Raw genomic sequence first — 17,162 nt, forward strand, 5'->3', positions numbered from 1 at the left:
GCGGCCGGTCCTCCTTTCAGTGCCGGTCCCGGCGGACCAGTGCGTCCGTGAGGTAGGCGTCTACCGGCGTGGGCGTCGCCAGTTCCCGGAACCACGCCGCCAGGCCGGGTGCGGCACCGTCCAACCGGCGGCCCCGCGCTACCCCGTCGGCCACACCCCAGAGGGCGGCCCGCTTGAGCCGCCGCCAGTCCGCCTGGGGGATCGGCAACACCGGGGGAAGGTCCGGCCCCTCGCACGGCTGACCGCGCACCACCCCGACCCGCCCGTCTCCCCGCGAGACGCGAAAGGTCTGCGCCACCGCGCCCACCCCGTTCCAGAGGTCTTCCAGCAGGTGAATGCTGCGCCGCTGCAAGAAGAGGGGATCGCCGCGGCGCAGCACGCCCCCCAGGTCCCAGCCGGGCGGGGGCGGCCAGGACGGCGGATGGTCACGTTCCGGGCGGGGAATCACGTCCAGGTCGGCCAGGAAGCCCCACTTGCGCTCCCCGTTGCGGTCCCCGGCCCGCCGCCGCAGGACGAGGTAATGGCCGCGCACCTCTCGCCCAGGATAGACCTGCTGCAAGCAGTCCTGGATGCTGCCGTGAACGCCCACGTCCACCAGCACCAGCGGCCTGCCTCTCTCCGCGCCCAGCGCACGGAGATAGCGGTCGAGGAGGGCAGCCTGCTCGGCCTGCGCGGTGGCTCCCGCCGCCAGTGGCCTTGAGAGGTAGGCGAGCTGCACCCGCCACGGATGGACGGCGCGGAAGCGTGGGGAAGCCAGCCGCAGGAGTCGGCGCGCCGCCACGAAGGGAGCAATCCCGTCCCGGCCCAGGCAGAGGGCCACGCTGTCCGGCTGCGCGGCGAGGTCGTCGAGCCACCGGACCGCGAAGGCGACGAGCGCGGGCGCGTAGTGATCCCGGCTCACCTCGTACAGCCGCCGCGCCCCGCATTCGTTGAGGTCCCCCATCCCGCCTCCACTCATGGACAGGCCCCAGATGTCATGCGTTGACAATACGCCGCGTTCCCCACGCTGTCCTTGAGCAGGCTTTGAGCTCAACCGGGTTCAGAGCGCAGGAGGCGGAGGGCGGCCAGAGGGTCAAGGCAGAGTTGGCGAACGAGCGCGGTGAAGTGACGAGGCGGTGAGGCGAGCAAGGCCCGGACTCCACCCTTGAGGACAGCCTGACCCTGAGTGCCCTTTCGCAACGGCATCGATCTTCGTGCCATTTTTCCTGTCGGCGCCCGACGACTCCAGAGTTGCTCCGGCGCGGCGTTCTGCTCGCCTGACCCCACGACCTGCGGGAGAGCCCTTCATGGCAGACTCCTTAAACCACCGCCTGGTGGGGGGGACCGGCCGGTCAACCTCTTCAGGGTCTACACTGCCAGCATGTCCCTTTTTAAGGTGTGGCGGGCAACTCGTCCCACCTCCTCCGGGTGGGCGCGGCTGCTGGCCTGGAGCGTGGCGGGGGGCGCGCTGCTCGCGGTGCGTGCCCGGCACCAGCAGGAGCGGCATGATCGCCTGACCCGCCTGCTTAGCCGTGAGGGCTTCGAGCAGAGCCTGGGCCGCTCCCGGCGTTCGGGGACCCTCGCCCTCGTCGCCGTCAACCGCCTCAAGCTGCTCAACGTGCAGCAGGGCTGGAAGGCGGGCGACCGGCTCCTGCGCGAGGTGGCCCGGGCCTTGAGCACAGCACTGCCGCCGGGCAGCCTGCTGGCGCGCTGGAGCGGCGACGAGTTCCTCGCCTTCGTGCCCGAGAGCGAGTTCCAGGTCGTCGACCAGGCCCTGAGCCGCCTTCAGGGGAGGCTGCCGTCGGCCTTTGCCGGGCAGCCCACCTTCGTCTTCGGGCTCGCGCCCCTGCACAGCCCCGAGGGGTTCAGGCACGCCCTGAATGAGGTGGACCACGAGGTCTACCTGGACAAGGGGACCGGTGAGGTTTCGGCCCAGACGCTGGGCGAGGAACGCGGGCTGTTCGAGTTCGCGCTGCGGTTGGCCCAGTTGGAGGACCCCGAGGTCATCATCCGCCGTGGGCTGCCCATGGCGCGCAAGTTGCTGCATTTCGAGGCCGCCGCCTACTACAGGGTGGAGGGTCACGACATCACGGCGTACTCCCTGGACTACGATCCGGCGGTGCCGTTGCCCCAGGAGGGGATAAAGCTTCCGATTCACATCAGCGGCCTGGCGGAGCGCGCCCTCCGGGAACACTGCACGGTGATCAGCGTGGACGCGCCCAACGACCCGGAGGCCACCGGCATCTGGACCCTGATGAAGGTCCAGAGCGCCATGGTCGCGCCGGTCGAGATCAGCGGTCAGCCCCTCGGCCTGCTGGGGATGGGGCAGCTCACGGGGCACAAGGCCCTGCCGGTGCGGGCGCAGCATGTCCTCGAACTCGCCGCGTTGCGCCTCGCCCACGCGCTGGAACTGCGTGAAAAGACCCAGGCCCTGCGGCGAACCCTCGAAGGCGGTCTGCTCGGGCTCGGCGTCGCCCTCGAAGTCCGCGACCTCGAATCCTACGGACACACCCAGCGCGTCGTCGACGCCAGCGTCCGGTTAGGCCGCGCCCTCGGTCTGGACCCGCTGGCCCTCGACGAACTCCGGCAGGGGGCCTACCTCCACGACATCGGCAAGCTCTCAATTCCCGACCGCATCCTGCTCAAACCTGGTCCGCTCGACCCGGACGAGTGGCGCATCATGCAGGGACACGCGGCCGCTGGCGCCTCCATCGCCGCCCACATCCCGCAGCTCTCGCCCGGGGCGCTGGACGTGATCCGGTCGCACCACGAGCGTTGGGACGGCACCGGGTATCCGTCGCGTCTGGCGGGGGAGGAGATTCCGCTGCTGGCCCGCATCTTTACAGTGTGCGACGTGTACGACGCGCTCACGAGCGAGCGGCCCTACAAGGCGGCGTGGACACCGGAAGAGGCGCGGGCGGAGATCGCGGCCCAGGCGGGACGCCAGTTTGATCCGCGGGTCGTCCGGGCGTTTCTGGAAGCGAACGAGCCGGTCCCCACTGCCTGGGATGACCAGGGCTAGGACATGCCAGGGAGCGAGCTACCGTTGGCAAAGGCGTCGGCCTGTAAGGGAAATGCGGTGCAAGCTGGCCGGGCCATGCACGCGCTGATCGTGGGCAGCCATCGCATTGGCGCTGAAGCAGGCAGAACTGCTCGCCCAGGACAGTCCGGTCCATTCAGGCCCGTAGTGGCCGGGAATTCGCACGCCAGGTCCTCGACGTTGTGCAGCCCGTATGTCATGCGATCCCGTGCTATAGGGAACCGCCTCCGCGCCGCACCCGGCATGGACCCGCACGCCGACCAGAACCTTCAGACCCTCTGCGATGCCTGGAACGAGGGCAAGTGGAACCCAGTGCGTCACGCCCCCACCGGGGAGCAGCGCCGAAGCTACGACAGGCTGCACGGCATCTTCGCTCAGGAGGCCGGGTGACGACCTTCGAGGAGTGCCGCCAGGACCTGCTGGAGCGCGGCGGACCTCCTGCCCTCAGGGCCTACGACCGCTGGTTGAACCGGCCCGGCTACCAGGAGGTTCACGCCCTCGTCCACGGCTTCGAGCACGCTTATCTGGGCCGCATCACGAGAGATGAGATGCAGGAGGTCCGCGCGAGATCGGCACACGCGCTGGGAGACGTGCGGACCGGGGAACAGCGGCCCGAGGTCGAGGACGCCGGTCCCCCCTTCGCGTACCAGCATCTGTTCCACCTCTACATCGAGCAGCATCAGGCTGTCCCGACCTGGCAGGCGTTCAGCGGCTAGCTCCGGGGGGGCGCGGCCCGCGAGATGTTCCTGCGCCCGCTTCTGGAGGACATCGGCTTCTACATGGCGGAGCGGCCGGAAAGGGTGAGGCTCGGCCGCGCCGTGCAGTGGCGGCTGGGGAAGTTCTACTACAGCGCGATGCGCGAACTCGACATTCAGGTCCGCCTGCGCGAGGACCACGGGCTGCCGCTGCGATATCACCTACTCGCCGACGTGCTGCTGCGCACCGACTTCTGGTTGGGGGACGACCTTGTCTGCGTGTACTTCGCCAATCCGAAGTACCGGGACCGGGAGGTGGGCCGGAAGCCCCCGGCCGCCGCCTTTCTCGGCCAGGCCACACCGCCCTTCACGATCCACCATGTCGGCATCGAACGGCAGGGCTTCGGCAAGTTCTGGATCGCCAGCGACGCCAGCATCGCTGACCTGGCCCGTCGGCTCGGTGCGTAAGCCTCACCGCAGGCGCCGGGGGAAGTCTGGATCGCCCCTTCCGTCAGGGCAACCGCGAAGTCCGGTTTTTGGAAGCCCTGCCCGGTTCAACCCCTCAGTCAGCTTCGCTGACAGCTCCCCTCAAGGGGAGCCAGGGACGCCGTTTGCCCTTAGGAAGCTGGTAGTGGTTTCAGGGTAATGACGCGTTGTCGCGGTGGAGGAAGAGCCAGACGATGAGTTCGAGGTTGGCCTGCTGACGGCAGAACGAGAGACTTTTGCGGACCAGGAAGGGCAATTTGGCACGGAGGGTGGCATTGAAGCGCTCGATGTGCTGAGTTCCGCCAATCCGATGCAGTCCTCCGAAGACCACCCCTTTGTAGGCCGACAAGCGGTCTGTAGGACAGACCGCATCCAGGTAGGGTGTGGGGAGGCTCTGCCAGAGGCCAAAAGCACCTGTTGCGTCACGCTGCCCGAAAAAGCAGCCGACGATCCGTCGGGAAGCTCGGTCCATGGCCAGCCAGATCCACAGCCGTCGGTCTTGGCGTCCGACGAAGGTGCATCACTCATCGCATTCCAGCACCAGCGAGGCTGGTGCTGGAATGCTCAGGCTTTTTTTGCTTGGGGTTGTTCTTCAGGAATGCTGTGCAAAACGGTCTTTTTAAGCTTTTTGAGGTGAAGACGGAACCAGCAACGACTGACCCCGGCAACCCGACAGATGCCGCGATGGGAGAGGCGTTCGGTCAGCAGGCGGTCTACTTCAGCCTCTTTTTCAGGCGAAATGCGGTGCCAGGTGGCGTCAGGGGTGAACTGGTACCGGCATTCACGACACAGGTAGCGCTGTTTCCCCGTGTGGGCCTGCCCATTTTTGACGATGTGAACGCCATGGCACCTGGGGCAGACCGGGTCGTTCATACTTCATTGAACCCCCGTCCTCCGCTGAAAGCCACGACCAGGAAGCTCAAGCTGTTGCCTCCCCTTGAACGCTTGATGTACAATAGAAACTTGCTGTCTGGGATGGGCTTTTTTCTCCCTCTCCCCTTGCGGGAGAGGGGTGGCGCGCGAAGCTCGCCCTCATTCCAGACGAGAAAAATGCTCCTGATGGCCTGACCCGCCCGCCCCGCATTTCACAGCAAGCGTTTTTTTGAGGGGCGTGGCCGGACTCGCAGAGCGGCGCAGCAGAGGGCTTCAACCGGGCCTGTGCGGACTCGGCACCTTTGCGGTGACCCTGCCCCTTCCGTCTCCGGTCCCATGCAGGTGAAGTCGTCGGGGAAGCTTTGCAACTAGGGTCTGTCTGGCTGAAGTTGGCAGGATAGGGAGATGGGACGGACAGATTTGACGGAGCAGCAGTGGGCCATTCTGGCCCCACTGCTCCCCAAAAACCCCAAGAAGGGACACGCCTACAAGGACCATAAGCCGGTGCTGAACGGCATTCTTTGGCGTCAGAAGACCGGGGCAACGTGGCGAGACATTCCCGAGCGGTATGGGTCGTGGAAGACGTGTCATGACCGCTTCACCCGCTGGTCGCGCAGCGGGGTCTGGGCCGAGATTCTGGCCGCCCTGCACCTGAAAGCGGATGCTGAGGGAAAGATTGATTGGGAAGGCGCGGCGGTGGACAGCACGCACGTCAAAGCCCATCGCAGCGCGATGGGCGCACGAAAAGAGCCAGCCAAGCTGGAAAAAAGGGGGCGCTCGAAGACGAGTGGCTCGGGATCAGTCGTGGGGGACGCACCACCAAAATCCACGTCCTGATGGATGGGAAGTGTCGGCCCCTCAGTGTGCTGATCTCTGCTGGGCAGGCGAGCGACCCGACCTACCTCGTGCCGCTTCTGGAGGCCGTGCGGGTGGGGCGTCCCGGTCCGGGACGCCCGCGCAAGCGTCCCCCGACCCTTCGGATGGATCGGGCGTATGGGGCGAGGAAATACCGGCGTGCTTTGCGGGCACGCAAGATCAGGTGTGTCTGTCCCGAGCGCCAGGATGCGCGCAAGGCCCGGCTGCGGAAGGGCAAGCGGGGGGGACGCCCCCCAAAATTTGACGCAGAAGCCTACAAAGGCCGCCAGGTCGTCGAACGGGGGATCAATCGCCTCAAGGATTTTCGGGCGATTGCCACCCGGTACGAGAAGCGTGGACACCAGTTTTTAGCCGGTGTCCACCTCGCTTGCATCCTTCTTTGGCTTTGATTCTTCAGCCAGACAGACCCTAGGCCGCACCAGGAGCCCGTCACCCCTGCGCCGACTGGTCTTCAGGCGCTGAGCACCGCGCGGATGCGCCGCAGCACCTCCTCGATGTTCTCCAGACTGATGGCGTAGCTCAGACGCACCTGACCGGGCGCGGCAAAGTCGGTGCCCGGCACGACCGCGACCCGGGCCTCGTCGAGGAGGCGGCGGGCGGCTTCCAGTTCGTCGGGGTGGAGGCGGCCCGTGTCGGCCATCACGTAGAAGGCGCCCTGGGGCGTGGGCGTGGGCAGACCCAGGGCGTTCAGCCCCGCCACGATCCGGTCACGGCGCTCGCGGTAGGCGCGGCGGGCCTCTTCGATGAAGCTGGCCGTCTCCTCGTGCTGCGTCAGCGCGGCCAGCGCCGCGTACTGGCTGACGCTGCTCGCGTTGCTGGTGCTCTGGGATTGCAGGGCGTTCATCGCCGCGATCACCCCCTGCGGCCCGCCCGCGTACCCGATGCGCCAGCCGGTCATCGCGTAGGCCTTGCTGGCCCCGTTGACCGTCAGCGTGTGGTCCGGCGCGTACCGCCCGATGCTGACCTGTTCGGCGTCGTACACCAGATGCTCATACATCTCGTCGGTCACGATCACCAGGTTGTGACGCTGCGCGATCTCCGCCACCGCCTCCAGCACCTCGGGCGGGAAGACCGCGCCGGTCGGGTTGCCGGGGCTGTTCAGCACGATCATGCGGGTGCGGGGCGTGACGCGCGCCTCCAGTTCGCCGGGGTCGAGTTGAAAGCCCGACTCCGGCATGGTCGGCACCGGCACCGGCACCGCCCCCGTCAGCGCCACCATCTCCGGATAGCTCACCCAGTACGGCGCCGGGATCAGCACCTCGTCGCCGGGGTTGAGCAGCGCGAAAAAGGCGTTGAAGAGGGCCTGCTTGCCGCCGCTGGTGACCGTCACGGCATCCGGCGCGTACAGGAGGCCGTTCTCGCGCTCGAACTTCGCGCTGATCGCCTCGCGCAACTCGGGCAGGCCGTTCACAGAGGTGTACTTGGTCTTCCCGGCCTCGATGGCGCGGGTGGCGGCGGCCTTGATATGCGGCGGCGTGTCGAAGTCGGGTTCGCCCACGCTCATCGAGATCACGTCCACGCCCGCCCGCCGCAGTTCCAGCGCGCGGGACGTGACCGCCACCGTCGCGGAGGGCTTGAGACTCAGCGCACGCTCGGAGAGCCGGAAAGGGGAGGGGGTGGAGGGGGCGCTCATAGGGCGAGGGTACAGCGGGGGATGGGGGAGGGGTGGGGGTGGGCTAGGGGAAATCCACGGTTCTACAATCGCCGCATGAAACCCTCCGTCAAACCGCAGACGAGGTGGGCGGTGCTGTGGGACCTGCTGAAGCGGAGCCTCCTGTACGGCTGTGGTGCGAGTCTCCTGGGCGCCCTCCTGGGGTACCTGTTCATTCAGCACGGATGGCACGGCGTCCTGACCGGGCTGACTGTCGCGGGCATCCTCCTGTGCATCCTGGCCGGGTCGTTTGTCCAGGGGTCCTTTGGCAGCCAGAACGCGGTGGCGTTTTTACAGGCCCCCGCCTGGGCGACGCTCCGGCGCGCGTGCAGTGGCCCCTCATGTCCACGTTCGTCGCCCTCATGGCCGCAGGCGTCTGCTTCCTGCTCGCCTGGCTGGGCCGCCTCTGACTCTGGAGCTTTCCCAAAACGGCGAAGAGGCAGCCTCTGCGGCCGCCCCCCCGTCTCCACGTTTCCCGGCTCAATGCAGCAGCCCGATGCTGCGCGCGCGGCTGACGGCCTCGGTACGGTCCCCGGCGTCCAGCTTGGCGTACAGCCGGGCGAGGTGATCCTTGACCGTATCCGGACTCACGCCGAGGTTCTTGGCGATCTCCTTGTTGGAAAAACCCTGGGCGAGCAGTGGCAGGACCTCGGACTCGCGGGGGGTCAGGCGCGGCACGTCCACCTGCGGCAGACGGTCGATCTCGGGGTGGGCCACGATGTCGCGCAGTTGCCGGGCGAGGCTCTCGGGGTCCGTCTCCTTGCTGACGTAGCCGCGCGCTCCGGCGGCCCGCGCCGCCTGCACGATGGCGGGTTCGGTAAAGGTCGTGATCAGCACGCTGACCACCTGCGGGTGGGTCAGGCGCAGCCGCTCGCAGACCTCGACGCCGGTCAGGCCGGGCATCTTCACGTCGAGGAGCGCGGCGTCCGGCTGGAGGGCGCGGCAGGCTTCCAGGGCTTGCAGGCCGTCGGCGGCCTCGGCCACCACGTCGAAGCCCTGGTGCAGCAGCGCGTACTTCAGGCCCATACGAAAGAGGGGATGGTCATCAGCGATCACGAGTTTCAAGGGGTCACCTCCGGGAGATTGAGAGCGAAGACGGAGTGCACGGCGGCCAGGTCACCATGACGGGCCGCGTCACGGCCAGCGTGGGCAGAGGGGGGAGGCGGGACAGCCGTGCCCGCCCGCGTCAGGGGCGCCCGCGCGTAGGTGAGCGCCCCACCGTGCGCCTCGGCGATCCGGCGGGCGATGAACAGCCCCAGGCCGGTGGTCCCGGCGGTGTACTGCTGCCCGGCGATGGTGGCGGGCTGCGCGTTGAAGGGCTGCGCGAGTTCGGCCAGGGGTGCCCCCAGGCCGGGACCGTCGTCGTGCACCTCCACCCCGGCGGGCGTCACGGCCAGGATCACCCCCGTGTGGGCGTACCGCAGGGCATTTTCGGCCAGGTTGGTCACGGCGCGTTCCAGAACGGCGGGGTCGGCGGAGGTGCGGCCCTCGCCCGCCACCGAGAGGGTCAGGCCGCGCGCCTGGGCCTGGGGATGCAGGCGGCGGGCCACCCCGTCGAGCAGGGCCCGCAGGTCGGTCGGCCGGGGCTGCACCTCGACCTCCTCGCGCTCGAAGCGGTGGGCGTCGGCCATCTGCCCCACCAGGGCCAGCAGCCGCGCGTTCTCGCTGAGCAGCTCGCGGCCCACCTCGCGCCGTTCGGCGTCCGGCAGGGGATGCTCGGTCAGGGCACGGATCAGGTGTCCGGTGGCGATCAGGGGCGTCTTCAGGTCGTGGACCAGCGTCGCCATAAAGGCGCTGCGCCGGGCCTGCTCGGTCGAGAGCCGCTCCAGCAGGTCGGCAAAGGCCGCACGCAGCGCGCGAATCTCGGCGGGGTCGTCCCGGTGCGGCTGGGCCTGCCGGGCGTGGGCGAAGTCGCCGCGCTGCACCTCCGCCTCCAGGCGGCTGAGCGGGCGTAGCAGCACGCCGCTGAGCAGGTAGCCCACCAGCCCGCACAGCGCCGCGACCAGCACCATCCAGACCGCGAGCATGAGGGCGGACACGCCGGGCCGCGCGGTCAGCGTCAGCACCAGATTCGGCAGAAAGGCCAGCAGGAAGATCACCAGCGTGAACTGCGTCCGCAGGGTACCCTGCCGTGCGTCCCGGCCGGGTCTGCGGGCGGCACTCACAGCAGCCTCACCTGCGCTCATACCCCGGAGTGTAGGAGGCCCCCTCTGACAGAAACGGCACACCCATATGGAGCCGTGATGACCCCGGAAACGGCCTGGACAGACTCAGGCGGAGGCGTTCACGAAAAAGGGCGACCCTTCACGCGCCTGCTTGGGGGCGCTCCTTTGGGCCGCCGTTCTTAAAGGCAGGGGGCGGCGGGAAAGAGAACGGCTGTTCAGCTCCGCAAGCGGTCCACCAGCAGGACCAGGCCGACGGCGGCCAGTGCGCCCAGCACGATCCTCTTGAGGGGATCGGGGGTGCCCGGCTGCGGGAGGGCCACCGGCACCGGATGACTCAGGTACCACCCGCGCAGGGGCCGCGCCGCCTCGTCGAAATTGCGCGCAAGGCGCTGGAGGTCGAGGTCCATCTGTACCTCGGTCATCGGGTGTCCATGTCCGGTGGCGGCCAGCGCGGGGGGCAGCGCCGCGAGCAGCCGCACCGACTCGCGCGCCGCGTCCCAGTTGGGGGTGTAGTACGCGGGCGGGCGGTGGACCAGCGTGGGCTTCTGCGCCAGCGCCCCGGTCACCGTCTCCTGCTTGGTGGTCACGAAGGCGTCCCCCGCGATCAGGGTGCGGTCGGCCTCCCGCCAGAGCGACACGTGGCCGACGCTGTGCCCCGGCGTGTGCAGCCAGCGCCAGCCCGCCAGGTGGGGCACCTCCCCCGCCGGGGGGAGCGCCTGGATGTGGGGCCGGAAATCGAAGGGGCCGGGGACAAAGGCCGGGGAGAGCAGGCTCATCACGCCGCCCACGCTGGGGTCGGGGAAGGGATAGGGCACCTGCCCCGTCAGGTAGGGCAGCTCCAGGGGGTGCGCGTACACCGGCACTTTCCACGTTTGCAGCAGGTCGTGGAGCCCGCCGATGTGATCGAGGTGCCCATGCGTCAGCACGATGGCGGCGGGGGGGCTGCCCGCGTGATAATTCTCCGCCGCCGCACGGATCATGCCCGCCGTGCCCGGCATGCCCGCGTCCACCAGCACCCAGGGCTCACCCGGCAGCCCCAGCAGGTAGGCATTGACCATCGGCAGCCGCACCCGCACCACGTCGGGCCGCAGAACCTGCGTGCCGCCGAAGGTGGAGACATGCGGCGCGGGCGGGCGAATCTGCTCGACGCTGGTGGTCAGGGGCGGGGGTGGCTGCCAGGCGGGAAGCTGGGTCATGACGGACATCCTTTCGGGGGCGTGAGACGACACGAAGGTTTCTCACACGCTAGGCAGCCCGGATGAGGAGCGCCCCGTGCCTGCCCTAATGCAGCCTCACGCGGCCTTCGCATCGGCTTGAGGGGCCGAGCAGGGCAGGCAGCAAAAGCCCCCGCGCGGGGCGGGGGTGTACCGATGGGAGCTGGGGTCAACGTGGGTGGGCCTGGTTGAAGAGAGTCTCACCTTCCGCCAACATCACGAACGGGCGGAACGTGAAGCGGGGACCTCACGTGGCCCGGGTCGCGTTGCGCGCAACGCGACCAGAATGCCCGCCAGGCGTCGCTCCAGCACCTCCACCGTGAAGCCCGCCTCACGCAGCAGATGCGGTGTGCGGCGGTTGGCATGGCAGCCGACGAAGCGTTCGAACAGCGGGTCAAGCCCGTCGGCCGCGATGCCGAGCCAGGCGTTCGGCGGCCGCACATGTTCCAGGGCAAGCAGTTGCCCGCCGGGACGCAGCACCCGCCGCACCTCGCTGAACAAACGCGCCGGGTCGGGAATGCCGCACAGGCCGAGGGAGGACGTCACCGTGTCGAAGCTCGCCGCCGGAAAGGGCAGCGTCTGGAAGTCGTGCTGCACCAGGCGCACCGGGAACGGCAACCGGAGGGTTCTGGGCTGCGCCCGTCGCAGCATCTCCCCGCTGACGTCCAGGGCGGTCAGGCTGCGGAGCGTGGCCGGGTAGTGCGCGAAGGTCGCGCCGGTTCCCACCCCCAGTTCCAGCACGTCGCCGGACGCGCGTGCGAACAGCCCGGAGCGCAAGGCGTCCAGCATCTGTGAGGAAGTCGCCGCGTCATACCCGGACGCCTTGTGGTCGTACAGGCGCTGCACGTGCCGGGCGTTCGCCATGCCTGCCCCCTTCCTCCCTTCACTCCTCCGTGCTCAGCACCGCCAGGAACGCCTCCTGCGGCACCTCCACCGTGCCGATCTGCTTCATGCGGGCGCGGCCCTTCTTCTGCTTTTCGAGGAGCTTCTTCTTGCGGGTGATGTCGCCGCCATAGCACTTCGCCAGCACGTCCTTGCGGTACGCTTTGACGGTGGCGCGGGCGATGATCTTGCCGCCGATGGTGGCCTGCACCGGCACCGGGAACATCTGCCGGGGAATCACTTCCGCCATCTTGTCCACGATCTTGCGGCCCAGGCTGTACGCCTTGTCCTCGTGGACGATCACGGCCAGGGCGTCCACCACCTCGTTGTTCACCAGGATGTCCACCTTGCGCAGGTCGCCCTCGCGGTAGCCGATCTGCTCGTAGTCCATGCTGGCGTAGCCGCGCGAGATGGACTTCAGGCGGTCGTGGAAGTCGTACAGGATTTCCGCGAAGGGCACCTCGTAGATCAGCTCCACCCGCTTGCCGACGTAGTTCATCGTGACCATTGAGCCGCGCCGCTCCTGAAGCAGTTGCATCACCGGCCCCACGTACTCCTCGGGCAGCATGATGGAGAGCTTGATATACGGTTCCTCCACCTTGCTGATGCGGTCACGGGTGGGGAAGTCGGCGGGGTTCTGCGTCTCGAAGACCTCGCCGTTGGTGAGGGTCACGCGGTAGACCACGGCGGGCGCGGTGGCGATCAAATCCAGGTCGTACTCGCGTTCCAGCCGCTCCTGAATGATCTCGGCGTGCAGCAGGCCCAGGAAGCCGCAGCGGAAGCCGAAGCCCAGCGCCTCGGACGTTTCCGGCTCGAAGGTGAAGGCCGCGTCGTTGAGCTTGAGCTTTTCCAGCGCGTCGCGGAGTTTGCGGTAGTCCTCGGTATCGGTGGGATAGAGGCCGCTGAAGACCACGGGCTGCGCGGGCTTGAAGCCGGGGAAAGGTTGGGGGGTGGGGCGGTCCTTTTCGGTGAGGGTGTCGCCCACCTGCGCGTCGTGGATGTCCTTGATGCCCGCCGCGACCCAGCCGACCGCGCCCGCCGGGAGCGACTCGCCCACCACCAGGCCGGGGCTGAAGGTGCCCACCTTGTCCACCTCGAAGGTCTTGCCGGTGTTCATCAGCAGAATCTGCTCTTTGGGCGTCAGCGTGCCTTCCAGCACCCGCACGAACAGGATCACGCCCTGGTAGGCGTCGTAGAAGGAGTCGAAGATCAGCGCCTTGAGCGGCGCCTGTGGGTCGCCGGAGGGGGCGGGAATCCGCTCGACAATCGCTTCCAGAATCTCGGGAATGCCCAGCCCCGCCTTGCCCGACGCGAAGATGGCCTCCTCGGCGGGAATGCCGATCACGTCCTCCAGTTCCTGCGCGGCGCCCTCGGGGTCAGCGGCGGGGAGGTCGATCTTGTTGATGACCGGCACGATTTCCAGGTTGCTGTCGATGGCGAGGTAGGCGTTCACGATGGTCTGCGCCTCCACGCCCTGCGAGGCGTCCACCAGCAGCAGCACGCCCTCGCAGGCGGCGAGCGAGCGCGAAACCTCGTAGTTGAAGTCCACGTGGCCGGGCGTGTCGATCAGGTTGAAGGTGTACTCCTCGCCGTTCTCTCTCTGGTAAGTCAGGCGGATGGGGGTGCTTTTGATGGTGATGCCGCGCTCGCGCTCCAGTTCGAGGGTGTCGAGCGTCTGGTCGCGTTTGTCGCGCTCGCCCATCGCGCCCAGACGCTCCAGAATGCGGTCCGCGAGCGTGGACTTGCCGTGGTCCACGTGGGCGATGATGGAGAAATTTCTGACCTGAGCGGGGGGCCTGACGTTCACAGAGCGCAGTGTAGCGAGTGGGGCGCGGCGGCAAGGTGCCGTGAACCCCGCCTCCACTATGCTGAACGCCATGCACGCCCGCTCCCGGCCCCTGCCGACCCGGCCCCGCCCCCCGGTGTGGAAGTGGCTCCTGCCCGCCGCGCTCGTCCTGGGAGGCGGCTGGGGCGCGTGGTACTGGGCCAGCCGCCCGCATGACCCGCCCGTCCAGACGGCGGCCCTCTCGCGCACCGCCTCGCAGGACTGGCGGGGCTTGCAGGCGTTCGGCCCCCGCCCGGTGGGCAGCGAGGGCCATGACCGGGCCGAGGAGTGGCTGGCCGACCAGTTCCGCGCGCTGGGCTACCCCGTGACCGAGCAGCCGGTGACGCTGGAACGGCCCTACGACCGGGGCGGCACCTTGAAGGTCGGCTCGTTGAGTGTTCCTGCCGCCGCCCTGTACGGCAGCCGGGGCGGGGAGCAGGAGGGGCGGCTGGTGCGTCTGCCGTCCGGCGCCACCTCCGAGCAGATGGAGGCGCGGGGCCTGCGCGGCCAGATCGCCCTGACAACCTGCCAGGAGTGGGACGGCGAGGGGGTGACCCGGCGTGACCTGGTGGAGCGGGCCACCCAGGCCGGGGCGCTGGGGCTGGTGCTGGTGCAGGACTGCGCGGTGCGGCAGCTTCAGCGCGTGCCCGCCACCCCCCTCCCGCTGGTGCAGGTCAGCGCCGCCGACGGGGCGAAGGTGCTGCCGCTGGCGGGCCAGCCAGCCCGGCTCACTTCAAAAGTGGAGGTGCGCGAGGTGAAGGGTCATAACCTGATCGCCGCCCGCGTGGAGGCCAAGCCCGAAGTGCTGTTCGGCGCGCATCTGGACAGCGTGAACGACTCACCCGGCGCGAACGACAACGCCAGCGGCGTGCTGGCCGTGCTGGAGGCTGCCCGCGAAGCCGCCCGGACGCCCCTGGCCGACCGCGCCTGGTTCGTCCTGTTCGACGCCGAGGAGGACGGCCTGGTCGGCAGCCGCGCCTTTGTGGACGCGCACCGCTATCCGCTGCGGCAGACACGGGCCATGCTGAACCTCGACATGGTGGGCGTGAATGTCGAACCGCTCGGTGTCGCCGCCCACGCCGAGCTGCTCCCGCTGGCGAGGCGGGTGCGCCCCGGCGTGCGGGTGTTCGAGGACGAAGCCGCCACCAGACGCGAAACCTTCGGGCGCTCCATGAACATCAGCGGCAACAGTGACCAGGTGCCCTTCCAGAGCTGGGGCGTCCGCACCGTCTTCATCCACCGCGGCCTGGACCGGAATTACCACGCGGCGACCGACCTGACCCTCTCGCCCGCGCTGGTGCGGGAAGCGGGGGACTTTGCCGTGAAGCTCGCGCAGGCCGTCCTGGCCGCGCCCTGGACCCCGGACGAACCCTGCGAGGGCTTCAGGAGTGGTGGGTGCTGAACTCCGTGCTTTGGCGCATCCCCGCGCCCCGGCGGGGCCTCTAGGCTGACCCCCATGATGAAACCGTTCAGGACTCCCCGCGCCCTCGGTTACCACACCGACCTCGCCCTGCGGGTGCAGGCGGGCGCGCAGGTGGAGGACCACGGGACGTACACGGTGGTCCGCACACCCACCAACCCGACCTTCTGGTGGGGCAACTTTCTGCTGCTGCACGAGCCTCCGCATCCCGGCAGCCTGGAGACGTGGCTCGCCCGCTTCCGCGAGGCGCACCCGGACGCCCGGCATGTGACCTTCGGCCTGGATACGCCCGGTGGGGAGGCCGGTGCGGCGGCGGAGTTCGGGGCGGCGGGTTTTCGCCTCACCCGCGACACGGTGCTGACCACCGCGCGGACCACCCCCCCCGCTGCGGCCCTGCCGGACGGCGTGACGCTGCGGCCCCTCCAGACTGCGGCCGACTGGGACGCGGCCCTGGCCCTGCGCCTCGCCGTGAACGCCGCTGGCCCGGAAGGCCTGGAGGAGGAAGGCTACCGCACCTTTGCCGGGGGCAGGCTGGCGGGCCTCCGGGCGGCGCAGGAGGCTGGACACGGCGCGTACCTGGGAGCGTTCGCGGACGGGCGGATGCTCGCGGGCCTCGGTGTGTACGGCGTGGGCGGCGGCGTGACCCGGTATCAGAATGTCGAGACGCATCCGCAGTGGCGTTCGCGGGGGCTGGCCGGGAATCTCGTCTACTTCGCGGGGGAGTGGGCGCGGGCGAACCTCGCCGCGCGGACCCTCGTGATCGTCGCGGACCCCCATGACCATGCCCAGCGCCTTTACGAGCGCGTCGGTTTCCGCCCCACCGAGGTGCAGAAGGGGCTGGAACGGCCACCCCGCGAGTCTTAAACCCGTTCCAGCCGCTCGTGCGGTCCAGGCGGCCACTCCACGCGAATCTCGTCGCCGGGGCGCACGGTTCCCCCCACCCGCACCACGCCCATGATGCCCGCCTTGCGAATCAGGTTTCCCTGTTCGTCGTGGTCGAGGACTGCCCTCAGCAGCCCGGGCTGGAAGGCATCGAGTTGCGCGCAGGGATTTCGCAGGCCTGTCACCTCGACCACCGCCGCGTCTCCCAGGTGCAGGCGGGTGCCGCGCGGCAACGCCAGCAGGTCCACGCCCCGAGTCGTCACGTTCTCGCCCAGGTCGCCCGGCGCCACCTGGAAGCCCTGCCCGCGCAACTCGTCCAGCAGTTCCGCGTGGATCAGGTGAACCTGCCGGAGATTCGGCTGGTCGGGATTCTGCGCCACCCGAGAGCGGTGCTTCACGGTGAGGCCCGCGTGCGCGTCCCCCTCCACGCCCAGCCCTGCCCGCAACTGAATCTCGGGTTGCGGGGTCTTGCTGAAGGTATGCATGGGGCTGAGGCTGACGGCCAGGGCGGTTCCAGTCATGGTTGCTCCTCCAACAGGCGGGCAATCGGGGCGTAGCTGCGCCGGTGCACCTCGCTGACGCCCAGCCGTTCCAGGGCGGCGCGGTGGGCGGGGGCGCCGTAGCCCTTGTGCGCCGCGAAGCCGTAGCCGGGATGCCGGGTGTCCAGTTCGGCCATCAGCCGGTCGCGCTCGGTCTTGGCGAGCAGGCTGGCCGCCGCGACGCTGTAACTCAGGGCGTCGGCCTTTGGGGGGGCACTGAGGGGGAGCGGCGTGCGGAGCTTGAGATAATCGGTGACCAGGGCCTGCGGCGCGGGGTCCAGGCGGGCCAGCGCCCGCTGCGCCGCCGCGTGGGTGGCTCCAAGGATGTTCAGGCGTCCGATCTCCTCCGGCCAGGCGTGTTCGACCGCCCAGGCCACCGCCACCCGCCGCACCTCCGCCGCGAGTGTCTCCCGCTGCGCCGCCGTGAGCTGTTTGCTGTCGCGGAAGGGATACTCGCTCGCCAGTCCCGGCAGGATCACCGCCGCCACCGTCACCGGCCCGGCCCAGGCCCCGCGCCCGGCCTCGTCCACACCGGCCACCCGGAAAAAGCCACGCCGCCAGTGCTCGCGCTCGAAGGCCCAGTCGGGGGTGACAGCAGGAGCGGACATGGGGGTAAGGTAGCAGCCGTCAGCGGT

General features: G+C 69.0%; 18 protein-coding genes. 7 read left to right on the plus strand and 11 right to left on the minus strand.

Features of this window, described 5'->3' with window-relative positions; all coding sequences use genetic code 11:
- Positions 1-16: 16 nt before the first annotated feature.
- Positions 17-943, minus strand: coding sequence for a hypothetical protein (locus tag E5F05_RS09240; protein WP_129118345.1), 927 nt, complete (start codon positions 941-943; stop codon positions 17-19).
- 417 nt (positions 944-1,360) lie between these two features.
- Between E5F05_RS09240 and E5F05_RS09245 the strand changes: the two genes are divergently transcribed.
- From E5F05_RS09245 to E5F05_RS09260, 4 genes are all read left to right on the plus strand, one after another.
- Positions 1,361-3,001: an HD domain-containing phosphohydrolase gene (locus E5F05_RS09245; RefSeq protein ID WP_129118346.1), complete on the plus strand. Its 1,641-nt coding sequence runs from the start codon at positions 1,361-1,363 to the stop codon at positions 2,999-3,001.
- A 216-nt stretch (positions 3,002-3,217) separates the two neighbouring features.
- Positions 3,218-3,409: a hypothetical protein gene (locus E5F05_RS09250; protein ID WP_129118347.1), complete on the plus strand. Its 192-nt coding sequence runs from the start codon at positions 3,218-3,220 to the stop codon at positions 3,407-3,409.
- Positions 3,406-3,735, plus strand: coding sequence for an RbsD/FucU family protein (locus tag E5F05_RS09255; protein WP_129118348.1), 330 nt, complete (start codon positions 3,406-3,408; stop codon positions 3,733-3,735). Before E5F05_RS09250 ends, E5F05_RS09255 begins: the two co-directional genes overlap by 4 nt.
- 24 nt (positions 3,736-3,759) lie before the next feature.
- On the plus strand, positions 3,760-4,182 hold the full coding sequence (locus tag E5F05_RS09260) for a hypothetical protein (protein ID WP_129118349.1): 423 nt from the start codon (positions 3,760-3,762) through the stop codon (positions 4,180-4,182).
- A gap of 169 nt (positions 4,183-4,351) precedes the next feature.
- On the opposite strand, the gene E5F05_RS09265 is transcribed toward E5F05_RS09260, so the two are convergent.
- Together E5F05_RS09265 and E5F05_RS09270 are read right to left on the minus strand one after the other, a co-directional pair.
- On the minus strand, positions 4,352-4,672 hold the full coding sequence (locus tag E5F05_RS09265) for an IS1 family transposase (protein WP_129120550.1): 321 nt from the start codon (positions 4,670-4,672) through the stop codon (positions 4,352-4,354).
- Between the two features lie 92 nt (positions 4,673-4,764).
- Complete coding sequence (locus E5F05_RS09270) at positions 4,765-5,073, minus strand: IS1 family transposase (protein WP_129120549.1); 309 nt, start codon at positions 5,071-5,073, stop codon at positions 4,765-4,767.
- 405 nt (positions 5,074-5,478) lie between these two features.
- On the opposite strand from E5F05_RS09270, the gene E5F05_RS09275 reads away from it, so the two are divergent.
- Positions 5,479-6,338 (plus strand): IS5 family transposase gene (locus E5F05_RS09275; RefSeq protein WP_146719925.1). Its coding sequence is split into 2 segments (ribosomal slippage): positions 5,479-5,836 and positions 5,836-6,338, totalling 861 coding nucleotides; the frame shifts between segments, so codons are not numbered across the junction.
- Between the two features lie 62 nt (positions 6,339-6,400).
- Here E5F05_RS09275 and E5F05_RS09280 read toward each other — a convergent pair.
- From E5F05_RS09280 to lepA, 6 genes are all read right to left on the minus strand, one after another.
- Positions 6,401-7,582: a pyridoxal phosphate-dependent aminotransferase gene (locus E5F05_RS09280; RefSeq protein ID WP_129118353.1), complete on the minus strand. Its 1,182-nt coding sequence runs from the start codon at positions 7,580-7,582 to the stop codon at positions 6,401-6,403.
- Positions 7,583-8,080: 498 nt separating this feature from the next.
- A complete protein-coding gene (locus tag E5F05_RS09285; RefSeq protein ID WP_129118354.1) occupies positions 8,081-8,665 on the minus strand; it encodes a response regulator transcription factor in 585 nt (194 codons plus the stop codon).
- The gene (locus E5F05_RS09290) at positions 8,662-9,786 is read right to left on the minus strand and encodes a sensor histidine kinase (protein WP_129118355.1); all 1,125 of its coding nucleotides are present in this window, start codon (positions 9,784-9,786) and stop codon (positions 8,662-8,664) included. Before E5F05_RS09290 ends, E5F05_RS09285 begins: the two co-directional genes overlap by 4 nt.
- 194 nt (positions 9,787-9,980) lie before the next feature.
- Positions 9,981-10,961 carry an MBL fold metallo-hydrolase gene (locus E5F05_RS09295; RefSeq protein ID WP_129118356.1) on the minus strand — a complete coding sequence of 327 codons (981 nt, stop codon included), beginning with the start codon at positions 10,959-10,961 and terminating at the stop codon, positions 9,981-9,983.
- 234 nt (positions 10,962-11,195) lie between these two features.
- Entirely contained in the window at positions 11,196-11,843 is a 648-nt protein-coding gene (locus E5F05_RS09300; protein WP_129118357.1) for a class I SAM-dependent methyltransferase, read from the minus strand.
- A gap of 19 nt (positions 11,844-11,862) precedes the next feature.
- On the minus strand, positions 11,863-13,668 hold the full coding sequence (lepA, locus tag E5F05_RS09305; RefSeq protein WP_241687109.1) for a translation elongation factor 4: 1,806 nt from the start codon (positions 13,666-13,668) through the stop codon (positions 11,863-11,865).
- 70 nt (positions 13,669-13,738) lie between these two features.
- Between lepA and E5F05_RS09310 the strand changes: the two genes are divergently transcribed.
- Entirely contained in the window at positions 13,739-15,088 is a 1,350-nt protein-coding gene (locus E5F05_RS09310) for a M28 family metallopeptidase (protein ID WP_164973417.1), read from the plus strand.
- Positions 15,089-15,142: 54 nt separating this feature from the next.
- Positions 15,143-15,970 (plus strand): GNAT family N-acetyltransferase, encoded by an 828-nt coding sequence (locus E5F05_RS09315; RefSeq protein ID WP_129118359.1) that lies wholly within the window; start codon positions 15,143-15,145, stop codon positions 15,968-15,970.
- Here E5F05_RS09315 and E5F05_RS09320 read toward each other — a convergent pair.
- Both E5F05_RS09320 and E5F05_RS09325 read right to left on the minus strand, forming a co-directional pair.
- Positions 15,967-16,509, minus strand: coding sequence for an MOSC domain-containing protein (locus E5F05_RS09320; protein WP_129118360.1), 543 nt, complete (start codon positions 16,507-16,509; stop codon positions 15,967-15,969). The genes E5F05_RS09315 and E5F05_RS09320 overlap by 4 nt on opposite strands.
- Entirely contained in the window at positions 16,506-17,135 is a 630-nt protein-coding gene (locus tag E5F05_RS09325; protein WP_129118361.1) for a ribonuclease HII, read from the minus strand. Before E5F05_RS09325 ends, E5F05_RS09320 begins: the two co-directional genes overlap by 4 nt.
- Positions 17,136-17,162 lie beyond the last annotated feature (27 nt).

The organism is Deinococcus metallilatus (assembly GCF_004758605.1).
Classification (GTDB): domain Bacteria; phylum Deinococcota; class Deinococci; order Deinococcales; family Deinococcaceae; genus Deinococcus; species Deinococcus metallilatus.